The organism is Nonomuraea sp. NPDC059194 (assembly GCF_042754765.1).
Classification (GTDB): domain Bacteria; phylum Actinomycetota; class Actinomycetes; order Streptosporangiales; family Streptosporangiaceae; genus Nonomuraea.
The window spans coordinates 79,084-96,465 of record NZ_JBHZBH010000005.1; the positions used below are offsets into that span (position 1 = coordinate 79,084).

General features: G+C 70.2%; 19 protein-coding genes. 7 read left to right on the forward strand and 12 right to left on the reverse strand.

Annotation, left to right across the window (positions count from 1 at the left end; translation table 11 throughout):
- Nucleotides 1-27 precede the first annotated feature (27 nt).
- On the reverse strand, nt 28-1,734 hold the full coding sequence (gene leuA / locus ACFXJ8_RS09355; RefSeq protein ID WP_379643348.1) for a 2-isopropylmalate synthase: 1,707 nt from the start codon (nt 1,732-1,734) through the stop codon (nt 28-30).
- A 153-nt stretch (nt 1,735-1,887) separates the two neighbouring features.
- Nucleotides 1,888-2,646, reverse strand: a complete 759-nt coding sequence (gene ddaH / locus ACFXJ8_RS09360; protein ID WP_379643349.1) for a dimethylargininase — start codon at nt 2,644-2,646, stop codon at nt 1,888-1,890.
- A 38-nt stretch (nt 2,647-2,684) separates the two neighbouring features.
- On the opposite strand from ddaH, the gene ACFXJ8_RS09365 reads away from it, so the two are divergent.
- The 5 genes from ACFXJ8_RS09365 (at nt 2,685) to ACFXJ8_RS09385 (ending at nt 7,461) form a co-directional block, all read left to right on the forward strand.
- Complete coding sequence (locus tag ACFXJ8_RS09365; RefSeq protein WP_379643350.1) at nt 2,685-2,930, forward strand: DUF2630 family protein; 246 nt, start codon at nt 2,685-2,687, stop codon at nt 2,928-2,930.
- Between the two features lie 41 nt (nt 2,931-2,971).
- A complete protein-coding gene (locus tag ACFXJ8_RS09370) occupies nt 2,972-3,973 on the forward strand; it encodes a GNAT family N-acetyltransferase (protein ID WP_379643351.1) in 1,002 nt (333 codons plus the stop codon).
- Nucleotides 3,974-4,079: 106 nt separating this feature from the next.
- Nucleotides 4,080-5,393: an MFS transporter gene (locus ACFXJ8_RS09375; protein WP_379643352.1), complete on the forward strand. Its 1,314-nt coding sequence runs from the start codon at nt 4,080-4,082 to the stop codon at nt 5,391-5,393.
- A 62-nt stretch (nt 5,394-5,455) separates the two neighbouring features.
- Nucleotides 5,456-6,118: a response regulator transcription factor gene (locus ACFXJ8_RS09380; protein WP_379643353.1), complete on the forward strand. Its 663-nt coding sequence runs from the start codon at nt 5,456-5,458 to the stop codon at nt 6,116-6,118.
- On the forward strand, nt 6,115-7,461 hold the full coding sequence (locus ACFXJ8_RS09385; RefSeq protein ID WP_379643354.1) for a sensor histidine kinase: 1,347 nt from the start codon (nt 6,115-6,117) through the stop codon (nt 7,459-7,461). The genes ACFXJ8_RS09380 and ACFXJ8_RS09385 overlap by 4 nt, the downstream gene beginning before the upstream one ends.
- Before the next feature lie 16 nt (nt 7,462-7,477).
- Here ACFXJ8_RS09385 and ACFXJ8_RS09390 read toward each other — a convergent pair whose 3' ends face one another.
- Nucleotides 7,478-8,389, reverse strand: a complete 912-nt coding sequence (locus ACFXJ8_RS09390; RefSeq protein ID WP_379643355.1) for a TAXI family TRAP transporter solute-binding subunit — start codon at nt 8,387-8,389, stop codon at nt 7,478-7,480.
- Between the two features lie 84 nt (nt 8,390-8,473).
- The gene (locus tag ACFXJ8_RS09395; protein ID WP_379643356.1) at nt 8,474-8,935 is read right to left on the reverse strand and encodes a MarR family winged helix-turn-helix transcriptional regulator; all 462 of its coding nucleotides are present in this window, start codon (nt 8,933-8,935) and stop codon (nt 8,474-8,476) included.
- A gap of 100 nt (nt 8,936-9,035) precedes the next feature.
- Between ACFXJ8_RS09395 and ACFXJ8_RS09400 the strand changes: the two genes are divergently transcribed.
- Together ACFXJ8_RS09400 and ACFXJ8_RS09405 are read left to right on the forward strand one after the other, a co-directional pair.
- Nucleotides 9,036-10,259, forward strand: coding sequence for an MFS transporter (locus ACFXJ8_RS09400; RefSeq protein ID WP_379643357.1), 1,224 nt, complete (start codon nt 9,036-9,038; stop codon nt 10,257-10,259).
- A 97-nt stretch (nt 10,260-10,356) separates the two neighbouring features.
- Nucleotides 10,357-10,812, forward strand: coding sequence for a hypothetical protein (locus tag ACFXJ8_RS09405; protein ID WP_379643358.1), 456 nt, complete (start codon nt 10,357-10,359; stop codon nt 10,810-10,812).
- A 148-nt stretch (nt 10,813-10,960) separates the two neighbouring features.
- Here ACFXJ8_RS09405 and era read toward each other — a convergent pair whose 3' ends face one another.
- From era to ACFXJ8_RS09445, 8 genes are all read right to left on the reverse strand, one after another.
- Nucleotides 10,961-11,863 carry a GTPase Era gene (gene era, locus ACFXJ8_RS09410; protein ID WP_379643359.1) on the reverse strand — a complete coding sequence of 301 codons (903 nt, stop codon included), beginning with the start codon at nt 11,861-11,863 and terminating at the stop codon, nt 10,961-10,963.
- 14 nt (nt 11,864-11,877) lie between these two features.
- Nucleotides 11,878-12,351 carry an NUDIX domain-containing protein gene (locus ACFXJ8_RS09415; RefSeq protein WP_379643550.1) on the reverse strand — a complete coding sequence of 158 codons (474 nt, stop codon included), beginning with the start codon at nt 12,349-12,351 and terminating at the stop codon, nt 11,878-11,880.
- Nucleotides 12,352-12,358: 7 nt separating this feature from the next.
- Nucleotides 12,359-12,679: a cytidine deaminase gene (locus ACFXJ8_RS09420; RefSeq protein ID WP_379643360.1), complete on the reverse strand. Its 321-nt coding sequence runs from the start codon at nt 12,677-12,679 to the stop codon at nt 12,359-12,361.
- Between the two features lie 9 nt (nt 12,680-12,688).
- Nucleotides 12,689-13,339: a hypothetical protein gene (locus ACFXJ8_RS09425; protein WP_379643361.1), complete on the reverse strand. Its 651-nt coding sequence runs from the start codon at nt 13,337-13,339 to the stop codon at nt 12,689-12,691.
- 467 nt (nt 13,340-13,806) lie between these two features.
- On the reverse strand, nt 13,807-15,099 hold the full coding sequence (locus ACFXJ8_RS09430; RefSeq protein ID WP_379643362.1) for a hemolysin family protein: 1,293 nt from the start codon (nt 15,097-15,099) through the stop codon (nt 13,807-13,809).
- A complete protein-coding gene (ybeY, locus tag ACFXJ8_RS09435; protein ID WP_379643363.1) occupies nt 15,096-15,572 on the reverse strand; it encodes an rRNA maturation RNase YbeY in 477 nt (158 codons plus the stop codon). Before ybeY ends, ACFXJ8_RS09430 begins: the two co-directional genes overlap by 4 nt.
- Before the next feature lie 40 nt (nt 15,573-15,612).
- A complete protein-coding gene (locus ACFXJ8_RS09440) occupies nt 15,613-16,647 on the reverse strand; it encodes a PhoH family protein (RefSeq protein ID WP_379643364.1) in 1,035 nt (344 codons plus the stop codon).
- A gap of 90 nt (nt 16,648-16,737) precedes the next feature.
- Nucleotides 16,738-17,082, reverse strand: a complete 345-nt coding sequence (locus tag ACFXJ8_RS09445) for a histidine triad nucleotide-binding protein (protein WP_379643365.1) — start codon at nt 17,080-17,082, stop codon at nt 16,738-16,740.
- Nucleotides 17,083-17,382: the final 300 nt, after the last annotated feature.

Sequence of the window (17,382 nt, forward strand, 5' to 3'; positions counted from 1 at the left end):
GGTTGACCCCTCGGAATGACGTGCGGGTCAGCGCGAAGCGCGGTTGACCGCCGAGATGATCGCCTTGAGCGAGGCCGTCGTGGTGTTGCCGTCGACGCCCACCCCCCACAGCACCTCGCCGTCGACGTCGCACTCCAGGTAGGAGGCCGCCTTGGCGTCGCTTCCCGCGCTCATCGCGTGCTCCACGTAGTCGAGCACCCGCACCTCGAAGCCCAGCGACGAGATCGCGTCGATGAACGCCGAGATGGGACCGTTGCCGGTGCCGGAGACCTCGCGGATCTCGCCGTCGATCCGCACGTCGGCGCTGATGCGGTCCTTGTCGTCGACGGTGGACTCGTGGCGGTGCGCCATCAGGCCGAGCCTGCCCCAGCGGTTGGCGGGGTTCGGCAGGTACTCGTCGGTAAAGATCTCGAACATCGCGGCGGGCGAGATCTCGCCGCCCTCGGCGTCGGTGCGGGCCTGCACGACCTTGGAGAACTCGATCTGCAGCCGGCGCGGCAGGTCGAGCTGGTGGTCGGCCTTCATGATGTAGGCGACCCCGCCCTTGCCGGACTGGCTGTTGACCCTGATGACCGCCTCGTAGCTGCGGCCGATGTCCTTCGGGTCGATCGGCAGGTACGGCACCGCCCACGTGAAGGAGTCGACGGGCACGCCCGCAACGGCGGCGTCGGCCTCCAGGTGCTCGAAGCCCTTCTTGATGGCGTCCTGGTGGGAGCCGGAGAAGGCGGTGTAGACCAGCTCCCCGCCCCACGGGTGGCGCGGGTGCACGGGCAGCTGGTTGCAGTATTCGGTGACGCGACGGATCTCGTCGATGTCACTGAAGTCGATCTCGGGGTCGACGCCCTGCGAGAACAGGTTCATGCCCAGGGTCACCAGGCAGACGTTGCCCGTGCGCTCGCCGTTGCCGAACAGGCAGCCCTCGATGCGGTCGGCGCCCGCCATGTAGCCCAGCTCGGCGGCGGCCACGGCGCTGCCGCGGTCGTTGTGGGGGTGCAGCGACAGGATGATGGAATCGCGGCGGGCCAGGTTGCGGTGCATCCACTCGATCTGGTCGGCGTAGATGTTGGGGGTGGCCATCTCGACCGTCGCCGGCAGGTTGACGATCACCTTGCGGTCGGGAGTGGGCTGCCACACCTCGGTGACCGCGTCGCACACCTCGACGGCGTACTCCAGCTCGGTGCCGGTGAACGACTCGGGAGAGTACTGGTATTGGACGTCGACGTCGGTCGCCTCGGCCAGCTTGCGCACCAGCTTGGCGCCCTCGACGGCGATCGCGGTGATGCCCTCCTTGTCCATCCCGAACACCACCCGCCGCTGCAGCGTCGAGGTGGAGTTGTACAGGTGGACGATGGCCTGCTTGGCGCCCTCGATGGCCTCGAAGGTCCGCTCGATCAGTTCCGGCCTGGCCTGCGTCAGCACCTGGATCACGACGTCGTCGGGGATCCGGCCCTCGTCGATGATCTGCCTGACGAAGTCGAAGTCGGTCTGCGACGCGGCCGGGAAGCCTACCTCGATCTCCTTGTAACCCATGCGTACCAGGAGCTCGAACATCTTCAGCTTGCGGTGGGAGTCCATCGGGTCGATCAGCGCCTGGTTACCGTCACGCAGGTCGACCGCGCACCAGCGAGGCGCCTTGGTGATGACCTGGTCGGGCCAGGTGCGGTCGGTCAGCCTGACGGGCTCGAACGGCTGATAACGCTGGAAGGGCATGGAACTGGGCTGCTGAGCGGTCATTTCACGATCCTCGTCGGTCGAAAGGAAGCGGCCGACGCGCATGACTCGCTCCGCGACGAGGGAGCCGGCCTTCTAGAGGCCCCCGCCGCGGCAGCTAAGAAGCAGTCCATGCAGCACGTCAAGCACGCTACCAGACGCTCAAGAATGGTTGTGTCAAGGTCTCACATCGCGAGACACGAGAACGGAAAGACAGGTCACGCAGCCTTCGAGCTTCTCGAACTCCGAGATGTCCACCTGGACCACGTCCAGCCCCCGCCGTTCGAGTGAGGCCGCGGTCGCGGGCGCGGAGGCGGCCATCAGCACCCGGTCACCGCCGAGCAGCACCACGTGGGAGCCCGCCTCCTCCTCGGGGACGAGCAGGTCGGGCAGGTCGACGCAGGCAGGGTCGCCGATGAGCGTGCCGTCGGGCAGCGCGGTGACGGCCGACTTCAGGTGCAGCACGCCGCGCATCCCGACCGGCACGACCTCCCGGTCGGGCAGGTGCGCGGCGAGTTGGGCGATGCCCTCGTCGTTGGTCCTGGCCGACCTGCCGACGTAGATTCGCGAGCCGACCTGCAGGACGTCGCCGCCGTCCAGCGTGCCGGGGCCCTCGATGCACCTGATCTCCAGGTCCAGAGTCCGTACGGCGGCCGCCACCGTCTCCATCTCGGGCCGCCGCTCGGGCGCTCCCGGCCTGGTGAGTACGGCGACGCCATCGCTGACGACGACCGCGTCCTCGACGAAGACCCCGTCGGGCAGGTCGTCGGCGCGCTCGACGTGGCGGGGCTGCCAGCCGTACGCGCTGAGGGCCTCGACGTAGCGGGCGTGCTGACGGGCGGCCAGGTCCGCGTCCACCGGCTCACGCTCGATGTTCGTGACGATGCCCTCGGCCAGCCGGGGACCGGGCGTTCTGACCAGCGCAATACCAGACATGGGACGATTTCTACCACGTGGTGGCTAGAGTCGGTTTCATGCGGGACAACGAGATTCTCAGCAGGATCAGCGATCTCGTCAGCGAGGAGCACGACCTGCGCGGCAGGCTCGCCTCCGGCGAGGTGACCACGGACGAGGAGAACGCTCGGGTCAAGGAGCTCGAGATGGCGCTCGACCAGTGCTGGGACCTGCTGCGGCAGCGCAGGGCCCGCCGCGGCGTCGGCGACGACCCCGACTACGCTTCCCCGCGCCCCGCCGACGAGGTCGAGAACTACCAGCAATAATTCGCTGGCGATCACTCTCCGGGGTGGGGTTGCCTGGGCTCATGGAGATCCAGCGCATTGACCTCGACCCGCCCGGCGACCTGCTGGCCGGGCTGCACGCGGCGTTTCTGGCCGCCCTCGCCGAGCTTCCCGGGCCCCGCATGTCGCTGCCCGTCTTCACCGCGATGGTGGCGCGCGGCTTCCCCGGTGACATGAGGGAGGCATGGGCGGTGGTCGAGGACGGCAGGGTCGTGGCCGGGTACGGCCTGGGCCTGCCGACGACCGACAACACCCATCTGGGCGTGGTGCGCAGCCTCGTCGTCGTACCCGAGCGCCGCCGCCGCGGCCTCGGCCGCGCACTGGTCGCCCACGCCGCCGACCGGGCCCGTACGGTGGGCCGCCGCCTGCTGCAGGCCGAGACCCCGTCGAAGGACCCCGCCGACGGCTTCGCCCGCGCGATGGGCTTCACCCCGTCGCTCGGCGAGGCGCGAAGGGTGTTCGACCTGCGCACGGCCGACCGCTCCCGCCTCGAACGCATGCTGGCCGCGGCCGAGCCGTACGCCTCCGGCTACCGTCTCGAGCAGTGGGCGGGCCCGGCCGGGCCCGAGCTCCACGCGGACCTGGCGCTGCTGATGGAGGGCATGAACGACGCGCCTCAAGCCGACGACATCGAAGACATGACGTGGGACGCCGAGCGCATCAGGGTGATGGAGGCGATGGACGCCGAGTTCGCGCAGCAGACCTATTCCATGATCGCCAGACGGGCCGCCGACGGAGCCGTGGCCGGATACACCCGCATCTACGTCGATCGCGCCGAGCCGGACGGCTGGGGCCGCCAGGCCGACACCGTCGTGCTGGGCGAGCACCGGGGGCACCGGCTCGGGCTGGTGCTGAAGCTGGCCAACCTGCTGTGGTTCGGCGAGATGGAGCCGGAGGTGGAGCGGATCATCACGTGGAACGCCACGTCCAACTCCCACATGCTGGCGATCAACGAGGCGATGGGATTCGAGCTGCTCGACGAGTGGTGCGAGTGGCAGCGGGAAATTCATCCTACAACAGGCTGATTTCCGTTGTGTTAAGCGGACGTTAGATAAACCGTCATCCCCCTGGACGGAACAACCCTCTGCGGAGAGCCTACGACCTGCAACGACTCTCGCAGGAGGTCCCCCCTTGACGACACACGCACCCGCGCGCACCCCTTGGAAGGCGGTGCTCGGCGGATCGGTCGGAAACCTGGTCGAGTGGTACGACTGGTTTGTCTACAGCAGCTTCGCCGTCTACTTCGCGAGCTCGTTCTTCCCGAAGGGCGACACCACCGCCCAGCTCCTCAACACGCTGGGCATCTTCGCGGTCGGCTTCCTCATGCGGCCGGTCGGCGGCTGGCTGCTCGGCCGTTACGCCGACCGGAAGGGCCGCAAGGCGGCGCTCACGATGACCGTGACGCTGATGTCGGCCAGCGCGCTGCTGATCGCCATCGCCCCGACGTACGAGACGGTCGGCTACTTCGGCGCCGTGGTCCTGCTGGTGGCCCGCCTCCTGCAGGGCATCTCGGTCGGCGGCGAGTACGCCGCCAGCGCCACCTACCTGACGGAGGCCACCCCCGCGGGCAAGCGCGGCTTCGCCTCCAGCTTCCAGTACGTCTCGATGACCGCCGGTCAGCTCGTCGGCCTCGGCCTGCAGATCATCCTGCAGAACACGATGGCCGAGGAGGCGCTGAAGTCGTGGGGCTGGCGCATCCCGTTCATCATCGGCGCGCTCGCCGCCGCCGTGGTGTTCTACCTGCGCCGCAGCCTCATGGAGACCGAGGTCTTCGACGAGGAGGAGAAGGGGGTCGAGCGCGAGCGCGGCACGCTGCGCCAGCTGTTCACCCACAAGCGCGAGTTCTTCCTGGTCATCGCCCTCACCATGGGCGGCACGGTCGCGTACTACACCTACACGACCTACCTCACGACCTACCTGTCCAACACCGCGGGCCTGCCGAAGGCCACCGCGACGCTGGTCAGCTTCTGCGCGCTGTTCATCTTCATGTGCATCCAGCCGCTGGCTGGCGCGCTGTCCGACCGGATCGGCCGCCGTCCCCTGCTGATCACCTTCGGCTTCGGGTCCATGCTCGGCACGGTGCCGCTCATGTACGCGCTGTCGAGCGTCAGCGGCTTCGGGGGCGCGCTGGTGCTGTCGCTGGTCGGCCTGCTCATCATCACCGGCTACACCTCGATCAACGCGGTGGTGAAGGCCGAGCTGTTCCCGACGAACGTGCGGGCGCTGGGCGTGGCGCTGCCGTACGCGATCGCCAACGCCATCTTCGGCGGCACCGCTCCCTACGTGGCGCTGTGGTTCAAGAACTCGGGCATCGAGTCGGGCTTCTACTGGTACGTCGCGGGCTGTGCGGCCGTCTCCCTCGTCGTGTACTTCACGATGCGTGAGACCCGCGACGCGGCCCTGTCCTCCACCGAGAAGGCCGAGCCCGAACTCGTCCGCTCCTGAATCTCCTGAGCCTCACGAGCCCGCGGTCCGCATCACGCGTTCGCTGTCACTACGCTCCTACCATGCGAGTTCTCCTGGTCGAAGACGACGACCGGCTCGCGGCCGCCCTGACCACGGCCCTGTCGCGGCACGGTCACCAGATCGTGCGCGCGGGGCTCGCGGTCGACGCCCTCCGCCTGGCGGGGGGCGTCGACTTCGTCCTGCTCGACCTCGGCCTGCCCGACATGGACGGGCTGGAGGCGCTGCGCCGCGTCCGCCGGGTCTCCGCCGTGCCGATCATCGTGGTCACCGCCCGCACGGAGGAGCGCGAGATCCTGCGGGGTCTGCGCTCCGGCGCCGACGACTACCTGGTCAAGCCGTTCCGTACGGCGGAGCTCATGGCCCGCATGGAGGCCGTCGTGCGCCGCGGCACCCGCCCCATGCCGGCCAGGGACCACGTGGTCACGGTCGGCGACGTACGGATCGACCTGGGCACCCGCCAGGTGAGCGTGGACGGCGAGCCGGTGACGCTGACCAGGCGGGAGTTCGACGTGCTGGCGTTGCTGGCCAGGGAGCCCGGCGTGGTGCGCAGCCGCGAGGAGATCCTCGACGAGGTGTGGGGCGACCCGCTGCTGTCGGCCTCCCGCTCGCTCGACGTCCACGTCGCGGGCCTGCGGTCCAAGACCGGGCGGCCTGGGCTGGTCGAGACGCTCCGCGGCACCGGCTACCGGCTGGGCGGGCAGTGAGACACCGCCTGGTCGTCACGTTCACGACGCTGATCGTGTTGATGATCGCGGCGCTCGCCGTACCCCTCGGGGTGGCCTATGCCTCCCACCGCACCAACCGGCTGCTGCTGGACCGGCGCGCCGACGCCACCCGCTTCGCCGAACTGGCCGACCAGGCCGCCCGCGAGGGCGACAGAACGGCGCTGACGGCCGAGGTCACCCGCTACGCCGAGCTCTACGGCGCCGCCATCCAGGTCAAGAGCCGCGACGGCACGAACCTGGTCGACGCGGGCGACATGAGCGTCGCCACCGCGCCCGGGGTCCGCCTTGCCCTGTCCGGGCAGACGACCGAGGACCTGCCGACGATCAGCCCGTTCGGCCCCGACCAGGTGCTCATCGCCGAGCCCGCGGGCCGCGACGCGCAACTGTCGGGCGTGGTGCTGCTGCTGGCGCCCACTACGCAGGCGCGCGCCGACGTCTCACTGGTGTGGGCGGGGCTCGCGCTCGGCGCGCTGGTGGCGCTCGGCTACTCGGTGCTGGCCGCCAGGGGCCTGGCCAGGTGGATCCTGCGGCCCGTCACCGAACTCGACCGCACCACGCAGGCCATCGCCGAGGGCCATCTCGACGCCCGCGCCAATCCCGGGGTCGGCCCCACCGAGCTGCGGCGGCTGGAGGAACGGTTCAACGCCATGGCCGACGCCGTCTCCACGACGCTCGACCGGCAGCGGGCCTTCGTCGCCGACGCCTCCCACGAGCTGCGCACCCCCCTCACGGTGCTGTCGCTGCGGCTGGAGAACCTCGAGCCGCACCTGAAGGACGAGGGCTCCATGGAGTTCGAGGAGGCGCTGGCCGAGGTCGACCGGCTGGCCGGGCTGGTGGAGGACCTGCTCGCGCTGGCCAGGGTCGAGGCGGGCGCGGTGACCCAGCAGCTCGACACCGTCACCGCGTTGGAGCCCCGGCTGGCGGGCTGGCGCGAGGTCTACTCGGCCAAGAACCTCACGCTCGACGTCGACCTGGGGCGGGACGACGCGACCGTGCCCGAGGCGGCCGCCAGGGTGGCCGACATCGCGCTGGACAACGCGCAGAAGTTCGTCCCGCCCGGCGGCACCGTCACCGTCACGCTGGAGGACGGCGTGCTGCGCATCGCCGACGACGGCCCCGGGCTGCCGGAGGAGGAGCGGGGGCAGGCACTCGGCAGGTTCTGGCGGGCCGGGACGCACGCGAACGTCCCGGGCAGCGGGCTCGGGCTGGCCATCGCGGCCGAGCTGGCCAGGGCGTGCGGGGCGACGTTGTCGCTGGAGGCGAACCGGCCGCGCGGGCTGGTGGTGGAGCTCCGCCTGGCCCAGCCGTACCCGGACCTGTAGCTCGGCCGGGTGCGGCTCAGCCGTAGACGGACCTGTAGTAGCGGGCCGCGCCCGCGTGCAGGGGGACGGCGCCGGTGCCGATCGCGTAGCGCTCGTCGAGCCGCCCGCCGGGCGCGTCGGGGGCTTCGAGCCTGTCGCGGCTGGCGAAGAGGGTCTCGGTGACGGCGAAGGCGATCTCGTCGGGGAGTGCCGTCCTGCACACCAGGTAGCTGGCGGTGCCGACGGTCGGCACGGGGCCGGACTGGGCGTACTCCTCGGCGGGGACGATCGCGCTCTCGTAGAGCGGGCCGTACTGCCTGCGCAGCGGCGCGACCAGCCAGTCGAGCGGCAGCAACCTGATGGGCAGCTCGCTGGTGGCCAGCGCCGGGGTCGGCACGCCGCCCGACCAGAAGAAGGCGTCGACGCCGCCGACGGCCAGGGCCCTGAGCGACTCGTCCAGTCCGAGCCGTGAGGTGCGGGCGCGCTCCTTGAGCGCGGCCTTGGCCAGTACGCGCTCGGCGGTGAACGCGGTGCCCGAGCCCTCCGCGCCCGTCGAGACCGCGCGTCCGGCCAGGTCCTGGATCCGCGTGATGCCCGAGTCTTTCCTTACGACCAGGTGGACGTAGTTCATATACATCCTGGCCAGCGCGGAGACGGGGTCGTGGCGCACCCTGACCGCCTCGTCGGCGCTGTCGGCCAGGGACAGGCCGAGGTCGGCCCTGCCGTCGGCGAGCAGCGCGAGGTTCTCGATGCTGGCGGCGGTCCTCAGCACCGTGACGGTGAAGCCGCGCCGCCGCAGCTCGGTGGCCAGGCGATCGCCCAGCACCTCGTAGGGGCCGCCGACGGGACCGGTGGCGATGCGCAGTGCGGGCGCATGGTCGGCGCCCACCGAGCAGCCCGCCACCAGCCCCGCCGCTACGGCGAGGAAGGCACGGCGGGTGACGGACATGCCCCCAAGTTATCTGGTCATCCGGCCAACAAGCTCGCCCCGTGAGTCCTGGCGTCCACGCGCCGCGGGCCGGACTCGCCGGGATCACGTGGATGCGGACGGGTTGGGCCAGCTCGAGTCGAGCGCGCGGACGGCGGCCACCAGCGTCGCCAGCTCCGGCTGGCGTTCGGCCTCGGCCAGCGCCTCGGCGAGCGCCGCGTCGTTGGTCGGCTGTGCCTTGGCCAGCAGCTCCAGCCCCGCGGGCGTGACATCGGTGTAGATGCCGCGCCGGTCGGTCGAACACAGGTAGCGCGACAGCAGCCCGCGGTCCTCCAGCCGGGTCACCAGCCGGGTCGTGGCGCTCTGGCTGAGCCCGACCGCATCGGCGAGCTGGTTCATCCTCAGGTGCCCGCCCTCGCCCGGGTGCTGCCCGCTGAGCAGCAGCAGCGCGGAGAACTCGCGCACACTCAGATCGTGCGCGGCCTGGAGCGCGCGCTCGACGTGCGCGTCGATCCTGCTGTGCAGCGCCGACAGCGTGCACCAGCTCTGCGCCATAAGGTTCCGCATGACTCCAGGATAACCCCCTCGTGCAATATAAGGCGCTTGCAAGTATCTGCGCTTGCAATTATTGTGGACGCATTCCATTCGTCTAGTCGGGGGATCTGACATGCCCATCGCACTCCTGGCCCTGGCCATCGGCGCCTTCGGGATCGGGACGACCGAGTTCGTCATCATGGGGTTGCTGCCGCAGGTGGCCGCGGAGTACGGCGTCTCCATCCCCGCCGCCGGATACCTGGCCTCGGGATACGCCATGGGCGTCCTCGTCGGAGCCCCGCTCATGACGATCCTGGGCACCCGCGTCTCACGCAAGACCATGCTCATGGCCCTGATGGGCATCTTCATCGCGGGCAACCTGCTCTCGGCGATCGCGCCCGCCTACGGCCTCATGCTGGCCGGACGGATCGTCACCTCGCTCGCCCACGGCGCCTTCTTCGGCATCGGCTCGGTGGTGGCCGCCAACCTCGTCGCCCCGCAGAAGCGGGCCAGCGCGATCGCGCTGATGTTCACCGGACTCACGCTGGCCAACGTCGTCGGCGTTCCGCTCGGCACCCTGCTCGGCCAGCAGACCAGTTGGCGGCTCACCTTCGCCGCCGTCGCCGCGCTCGGCGTCCTCGCCGTTGTAGGCGTCGCCGCCCTCGTGCCCGCCGACGAGGCGCCCACGGCCGCCAACAAGCACATCCACGGCGAGCCCGGGCTCGTCCGCCGCGAACTGGCCGCCTTCCGTGACGTGCAGGTGCTGCTGGCCATGGCGATGACCGTGCTCGGGTTCGGTGGCGTCTTCGCCGCGATCACCTACATCGCCCCGATGATGACCGAGGCCGCGGGCTTCGCCGAATCCGGCGTCACCTGGATCCTGGTGCTGCTCGGCGTCGGCATGGTGATCGGCAACCTGGTGGGCGGACGGCTGGCCGACCGCGCGCTGATGCCGCTGCTCCACGTCTCCCTCGCCGCGGTCGCCGTGGTGCTCGCGCTGTTCACCTTCGCCGCCTACTCCCAGCTCGCCTCGGCCGTCGCCGTCGTGCTGATCGGCCTGCTGGGCTTCGCGACCGTGCCGCCCCTGCAGAAGCGGGTGCTCGACCTGGCCTCGGGAGCGCCGACGCTCGCCTCCGCCGTCAACGTCGGCGCCTTCAACCTGGGCAACGCGCTGGCCGCGTGGCTGGGCGGGCTCGTCATCTCCGGCGGACTCGGCATCACCGCCCCGAACTGGGTGGGGGCGCTGATGGCGGGCTCGGCGCTCGCGCTGGCCGTGCTGTCGGGGCTGCTGGAGCGCAGGAAGGCCGCACGCCAGACCAGCCCGGCCATCGGCGTGACGATCGCCGAAACGGTCTGAACGAGGAAGATCTGCCAGGGCGGTGGCCGCGTCGCACAGACCGGCCACCGCCGTGCGCGTCCGCCGATCTCCTGTCCCCCCGGCGTATCGTGAGGGCGTGGCCGACACTCTCGCACGCCCGAGCAGGCGCGGCGTCGCCGTCGCCGTGATCCTCGCGGGCATGCTCCTCGCCCTGACCGCGCTGCTCCCCTGGGCGGGCGTCGACGCCAGGCTGGAGGCGCTGGGGGCGGGCATCAGCCAGGACGTGCGCGGCGTCGACGACCCGTTCGGCGTCTACACGCTCGTGGCGGGCCTGGCCGCGGCCGCGCTCGGCGTCGCGGGTCTGCTGCGCGGCCGCCTGCTGACCGCGCTCGCGGCGCTGCCCGGCCTGGCCGCGGCCGTGCTGCTGGTGGTGTACGTGGCCGACGCGCGCGGCATCGCCGACCGGGTGTCGGTGGACCTCGGGGTGCTGTCGATCGAGCCCGGGCTGCGGCCCGGCTGGTACGCCGCCCTCGGCGCCGCCCTTGCCGTCACCGCCCTGGCTCTCCTCGCGCTCCCCCGCCCGCGGGCGTGAGCGTCGCCCCTCATCCGGTACGGCAGGCGGGGTCAAGCCCACCGTGGTCACCGCTGACCGCCCGTCCATCACGCATGCTCCAGCAGGACTTCGGCACCGCCCGGCAACGCGGCCCTGGAAAGCCCGCTCCCTCAGAGGGCCCCGGGGATCAGTCGTAGAAGCCGAGCCTGCGCAGCTGCTTCGGGTCGCGCTGCCAGTCCTTGGCGACGCTGATGCGCAGGTCGAGATACACCCGCGTGCCCAGCAGCGCCTCGATCTGCTTGCGAGCCCTGGTGCCGACCTCGCGCAGCCGCTCGCCCTTGTGCCCGATGACGATCGCCTTCTGCGAGGGACGTTCGACGAACATGTGCGCGTAGATGTCGAGCAGGTCGTCGCGCCCTTCCCTGGGCAGCATCTCGTCGACCACGACCGCGATCGAGTGGGGCAGCTCGTCGCGCACGCCTTCGAGCGCCGCCTCCCTGATCAGCTCGCCCACCAGCACCTGCTCGGGCTCGTCGGTGAGCTGCCCGCCCTCATACAGCGGCGGCGACTCGGGCAGCTCCGAGATCAGCACGTCGGCCAGCGCGCCGAGGTTGTCGCCCTTGTCGGCGGACACCGGCACGATGTGGGCGAACTCGGCCAGCTGCGAGACCGCCAGCAGTTGCTCGGCGATCTGCTGCTTGGAGGCGAGGTCGCACTTGGTGACCACGGCCACGACGGGGGTGCGCTTGACCGCGCCGAGCTTGTCGGCGATGAAGCGGTCGCCCTTGCCGATCGGCTCGTTGGCGGGCACGCAGAACCCGATGACGTCGACCTCGGTCAGGGTGGACAGCACCAAGCTGTCGAGCCGCTCGCCGAGCAGCGTGCGCGGCCGGTGCAGGCCGGGCGTGTCGACGATGATCAGCTGAGCCTCGGGCCGGTGGACGATGCCCCTGATGACGCGCCTGGTGGTCTGCGGCTTGGAGGAGGTGATCGCCACTTTGGTGCCGACCAGGGCGTTCATCAGCGTGGACTTGCCGACGTTGGGGCGGCCGACGAAGCAGGCGAATCCGGCGCGATGGTTACTGGTCACCTAAGAATTCTCGCCTATGCCGACCAGCGCTCTCGCCACCAGGCGAACACCTGCGGCAGGACCTGCGGCGCCCAGGCGGGCATCGACAGGGCCTTGAGCTCGGCCTCGGTGGCGAAGCGGGCCTCGATGATCTCCTCGCCGTCGGGCGTGATCGTGCCGCCGGTGAGGGCGCAGCCGTAGACGGCGTTGACGTAGGACACCTGGTGGCCGTTGGGGTAGGTGGTGCGGAACTCGGGCCCGCCGTACACACCGATGAGCCCGCGCACCTCGATGTCGACGGCGAGCTCCTCGCGCAGCTCGCGCACCACCGCGTGCTCGGGCCGCTCGTCGGGGTCGATGCCGCCTCCGGGCGGCGCCCACACGCCCTGGCCCGCGTGGCGGGCCACCAGCAGCCGCCCTTCGTCGTCGAAGACGCACCCGGTGGCGGCGGGCAGCATGAGCAGGCTGTTGCCGACCAGTTTGCGCAGGTCGGCGAGGAACGGCGACATGGCCACGTCAGCTCCTGAGCGTGCCGTCGGGCCCGGCCACGAACAGCGCCTTGGCGCCCAGCTCGCGGACCACCGCCTGGTCGTTCTCGCTGGCCCCCTCGCCCTCGGTGACCAGCGCGGCCGCCTCGAGCGACTGCGCGCCGCTGGAGACCGCCATGGCCACGGCCACCTGCACGGCCGACAGGGTCAGCGAGTCGAGGGCGACGTTGCTGGCGGAGTAGGTGCGGCCCGTCTCGTCGCGCACCGCCGCGCCCTCCCTCGCCCCGTTGCGCGCCCTGGTCGCGCGCGCCAGCGTGATGATCTTGGAGTCTTCGGCATCGAGAGTCACGAGCCAAGGTTAGCGAGCCAGTTCGACGAACGCCTTGGCGAGCTCCTCCGTCTGACGGGCGTCGACGCTGCCGAGCCCCGTGTGCACGACCGAGAGGAGCCGGTCGCCGTCGCGGACGAAGACCACGTCGAGCGCGTACGGGTAGCCGTTCAGCCGCCCGCGCAACTGCCTGCCGAGCACCTCGCCGTCCAGTTCGGGCAGCACGAGCGGCGACATCCTCAGCCTGGTGGCCTTGCCCGGCTGGCCCACCAGCCTGGGACAGCGGTCCATGGCCCTGCCGAGCTCGCCCAGGTGCCATCCGGCCTGCGCGGAGCCGTACACGGCCACCCCGACGGCGGCCAGCTCGCCGAGCACGTCACCCTGGTAGCTGGCCGCCGCGTGCGCCTCCAGCGACCGCGCCGGCGGGCGTCCCATGGCGGTCTGGAACGCGGCCCTGCAGCTGAGGTCCATCTTGGGGAACGGCGGGCGCCACGCGGCGTGCGCCTTGGCGGAGAAGCCGTCGGGCAGGGCGGGCTGTTCGCGCAGGAGCCGCCGCAGCCTGGCGCTCTCCTCTGTGGCCGCCGATTCCTTGTAAGGGCGCCGCTCACCGCAGCCGGTCAGGCTCGTCGCGAGCAGCCCAAAGGCCATGGCGACGAGCGCCGCTCTGATGATCAGCTTCATGATCTCCCCCGATGATCGCTCAGCCGACGGCATACCTGCCCGGTCGACGAATACGGCAATCCACCGGAGTCGCCAATTCCGTACGTGTCAGGGCAAATAAGTAAGGGTGCTCTCACCCGGTTCAACCCGGGCGAGAGCACCCTTTACGAAATGCAACGCCTGGCCGCGGCTAGCAGGCCGGGCGTCGCGTTTCCCCCCGGAGCCCCCTCCGCGCCGCGAACCCCTTCCGACGCCTCGGAGACCCCCTCCGACACCCACCGCACAGGGTGTCGAGAAACATCGTGGACCGGGGTCCTTGCAAGATGCTTGTAGAACACTTGCGGCATTGGGGGCTTGTGCGGCCTCAAGTGATAACCAGCACTCAAAGCGGCCTTCCACCCCACAACCACACCGCCGGAACCCCAGGCTCGGATTCCTCGTGGCGGATCGGTGGTCACGCGAGCAGCGATCCCGAGAACCCCCGGCTGTCAGTCCTGTTCGGCGGCGGCGACGACGGCCTCGTCCTCGGGTGGGGTGACGCGCCGGACGACCACCGTGCTGATCCGGTTGCGCCGCCCCGCCAGGCTCTCGGCGGTCAGCTGCAGCCCCGCCACCACCGCCTGCGATCCGGCGATCGGCACCCGCCCCAGCGCGTGCGCCAGCAGCCCGCCCACCGTCTCCACGTCGTCGACGTCGATCTCGGTGTCGAACAGCTCGGCCAGTTCGTCGACCGGCATCCTGGCCGTCACCCGCATCGCGCCGTCTGGCTGGGCCTCGACGCGGGGCGCCTCCTGGTCGTACTCGTCGGTGATCTCGCCGACGATCTCCTCGAGGATGTCCTCGATGGTGACCAGGCCGGCCGTGCCGCCGTACTCGTCGATGACGATCGCCAGGTGGATCTGGCGCGCCTGCATCTCCCGCAGCAGCTGGTCGATCGGCTTGCTCTCGGGCACGTACGTGGCCGGCCGCATGATCGACTCGACCTTCGCGCTCGCGTCGTCCGACGACTCCTGCACCCGCCGCGCGAGGTCCTTGAGGTAGGCGATGCCGATGACGTCGTCCTCGTTCTCGCCCGCCACGGGCACGCGGGAGAAGCCGCTGCGCAGCGCCAGCGACATCGCCTGGTTGAGCGTCTTGCCCCGCTCGATGAACACCATGTCGGTACGGGGCACCATGACCTCGCGCACCAGGGTGTCGCCCAGCTCGAACACCGAGTGGATCATCTCGCGCTCGTCGGGCTCGATCACCCTGCGCTCCTCGGCCAGGTCGACCAGGTCGCGCAGCTCGGCCTCGGAGGTGAACGGCCCGTCGCGGAACCCCTTGCCGGGTGTCAGCGCGTTGCCCAGCAGGATCAGCAGCTTGGGCAGCGGCCCGAAGATCCTGGTCAGGCCGTACACGATGGGAGCGCCGGCCAGGGCGATCGGTTCGGCGTGCTGACGGCCGAGCGTGCGCGGCGAGACGCCGACGATGACGTAGCTCACCACGATCATGACGGCGGCCGCGGCGGCGTAGGCGGAGCCCTGGTCGCCGAGCAGGTCGATGAACAGCAGCGTGGCGATCACCGTGGCGATCAGCTCGCAGCTCAGCCTGAGCAGCAGGAGCAGGTTGAGGTAGCGGGGCGGGTCGGCGACGATGGCCTGCAGCCGCGCCGCTCCCCTGCGTCCTTCGCGCACGAACTCCTCCGCGCGCACCCGGGAGATGCGGGACATGGCCGTTTCCGCGCTGGCGATCAAACCGCCGATCACCACGAGAACGACGGCCGAGGGCAGCCACGCGTTCACCGCTGGGTGCGCACCTCCCGCCACGACTCCAGGAGCTTGGCCTGCAGGCCGAACATCTCCTTGTGCTCCTCCGGCTCGGCGTGGTCGTAGCCGAGCAGGTGGAGGATGCCGTGGGTGAGCAGCAGGTCGAGCTCGTCCTGCGTGCTGTGGCCGGCGGTGGTGGCCTGCTTGGCCGCCACCTGCGGGCACAGCACGACGTCGCCGAGGAGCGCGGGGTCGGTGGCGTCGTCGGCGTCGCCCCGCGCGCCACCGCCGGGGCGCAGCTCGTCCATCGGGAAGGACAGCACGTCGGTGGGCCCTGGTTCGCCCATCCACTTCTCGTGCAGGTCGGCCATGACCCCCTCGTCGACCACCAGGATCGACAGCTCGGCAAGAGGGTTGACGCCCATCTCCTGCAGCACGTGCCCGGCCAGGGCGGCGAAGCCCTGTTCGTCGACCTCGACGCCCGACTCGTTGTTGACCTCAATGCTCATGCGATCACCTCGATCACGTGAGTGAAGGCCCCGAAGTCGCTCACGGACGCTTCCCCCGTCGCTGCTGGTGGATCTGCTTCGGCTCCTGGAGCGCGTCGTAGCGCCCGTAGGCGTCGACAATGTCGCTGACCAGCTTGTGGCGCACCACGTCGGAACTGGTCAGCCGCGCGAAGTGGATGTCGGGGATGCCGTAGAGGATCTCCTGCACCACGCGCAGGCCGCTGGTCGTGCCGGTGGGCAGGTCGACCTGGGTGACGTCACCGGTCACGACGATCTTGGAGTTGAAGCCCAGTCGGGTGAGGAACATCTTCATCTGCTCGGCCGAGGAGTTCTGTGCCTCGTCGAGGATGATGAAGGCGTCGTTGAGCGTCCTCCCGCGCATGTACGCCAGCGGCGCGACCTCGATCGTGCCCGCGGCCATCAGCTTGGGGATGGACTCGGGGTCGAGCATGTCGTGCAGCGCGTCGTAGAGCGGGCGCAGGTAGGGGTCGATCTTCTCGTAGAGCGTGCCGGGCAGGAAGCCGAGCCGCTCTCCCGCCTCCACGGCGGGCCTGGTCAGGATGATCCGGTTGACCTTCTTCTCCTGAAGCGCGCGTACGGCCTTGGCCATGGCGAGATAGGTCTTGCCGGTGCCTGCGGGGCCGATGCCGAACACGATCGTGTGCTTGTCGATCGCGTCGACGTAGCGCTTCTGGTTGACGGTCTTGGGCCGGATGGTGCGCCCGCGCGAGGAGAGGATGTCGAGGGACAGCACCTCTGCGGGGCGTTCGGAGGTCATCTTCAGCATGGCGATGCTGCGCTCGACGGCGTCGGCGCTCAGCTCGCCGCCGTTGCGCAGCACCTCCACCAGCTCCTCGAACAGGCGCACGACGGCGCCGCTCTCGTCGGGGCTGCCGGTGATGGTGATCTCGTTGCCACGGACGTGGATGTCGGCGCGGAAAGCGCCCTCGATGACGCGCAGCAACTCGTCGCGAGAGCCAAGGAGGCTGACCATCGGGTATTCGTCCGGAATCAGCACCTTTGCCTGAGTGCGCGAGGGTGGTGCTGTTCTGCGGGATTCGTTTAGCTCGGACATGGGCAGGCCTGGCGGCCTGATGCCTCCCGGTCTCGGTCGGGTGTTCTCACTTCATGGTAGCCGGGCACCCCCGCGCGTTTCGCGGCAATATCAGCCGGGCGGCCAGGTGAGACCGCGCCCGCCCAGGACATGCGCGTGCACGTGGAAAACGGTCTGGCCCGCGCCGGGCCCTGTGTTGAAGACCACGCGGTAGCCGCCGTCGGCCACGCCCTCCTGGGTGGCCACGGCGTGCGCGGTCTTGAGCACGTCGTCGGCCAGGCCGTCGTCGGCCTCGGCCAGCGCTGCCGCGTCGGCGTGATGCGCCTTGGGGATCACCAGAACGTGCGTGGGCGCCTGCGGATTGATGTCGCGAAAGGCCAGCGTCCTGTCGTTCTCGTAAACGATCTCGGCAGGAATCTCCTTGGCCACGATCTTGCAGAAGAGACAGTCGGTCACGCCGGAACCCTATCGTCACTCACGAGAAAGGAGGTGACCCGCTGTTGCCAATCGGTAATCCGTCATACCGTGCGTACAAAGATCCCCGCAGTTAGGGTGTGTGTGCGACAATCCACCGGAAACTAAGACGATTCAGGGTCGGGCGAGGCCACCTGGCGAGGACACGACTGGGTCATGCCCCCTAAGGAACCGCAAGAGCGTAAACCCTCCGGGAAGGCTGAGCGTCCCACTGATGTGACCACCGAAACCCTTCTGGCCGACAGGTCGTTAGGGGCGGTGCCGGTCGGGTGGGATGCCGAC

Bases quoted from the DNA above. Each gene is read 5' to 3' on its own strand.
- leuA (WP_379643348.1), bottom strand. From the start codon at position 1,734: ATGACCGCTCAGCAGCCCAGTTCCATGCCCTTCCAGCGTTATCAGCCG.
- ddaH (WP_379643349.1), bottom strand. From the start codon at position 2,646: ATGTCTGGTATTGCGCTGGTCAGAACGCCCGGTCCCCGGCTGGCCGAG.
- ACFXJ8_RS09365 (WP_379643350.1), top strand. From the start codon at position 2,685: ATGCGGGACAACGAGATTCTCAGCAGGATCAGCGATCTCGTCAGCGAG.
- ACFXJ8_RS09370 (WP_379643351.1), top strand. From the start codon at position 2,972: ATGGAGATCCAGCGCATTGACCTCGACCCGCCCGGCGACCTGCTGGCC.
- ACFXJ8_RS09380 (WP_379643353.1), top strand. From the start codon at position 5,456: ATGCGAGTTCTCCTGGTCGAAGACGACGACCGGCTCGCGGCCGCCCTG.
- ACFXJ8_RS09390 (WP_379643355.1), bottom strand. From the start codon at position 8,389: ATGTCCGTCACCCGCCGTGCCTTCCTCGCCGTAGCGGCGGGGCTGGTG.
- ACFXJ8_RS09395 (WP_379643356.1), bottom strand. From the start codon at position 8,935: ATGCGGAACCTTATGGCGCAGAGCTGGTGCACGCTGTCGGCGCTGCAC.
- ACFXJ8_RS09400 (WP_379643357.1), top strand. From the start codon at position 9,036: ATGCCCATCGCACTCCTGGCCCTGGCCATCGGCGCCTTCGGGATCGGG.
- ACFXJ8_RS09415 (WP_379643550.1), bottom strand. From the start codon at position 12,351: ATGTCGCCGTTCCTCGCCGACCTGCGCAAACTGGTCGGCAACAGCCTG.
- ACFXJ8_RS09425 (WP_379643361.1), bottom strand. From the start codon at position 13,339: ATGAAGCTGATCATCAGAGCGGCGCTCGTCGCCATGGCCTTTGGGCTG.
- ybeY (WP_379643363.1), bottom strand. From the start codon at position 15,572: ATGAGCATTGAGGTCAACAACGAGTCGGGCGTCGAGGTCGACGAACAG.
- ACFXJ8_RS09440 (WP_379643364.1), bottom strand. From the start codon at position 16,647: ATGTCCGAGCTAAACGAATCCCGCAGAACAGCACCACCCTCGCGCACT.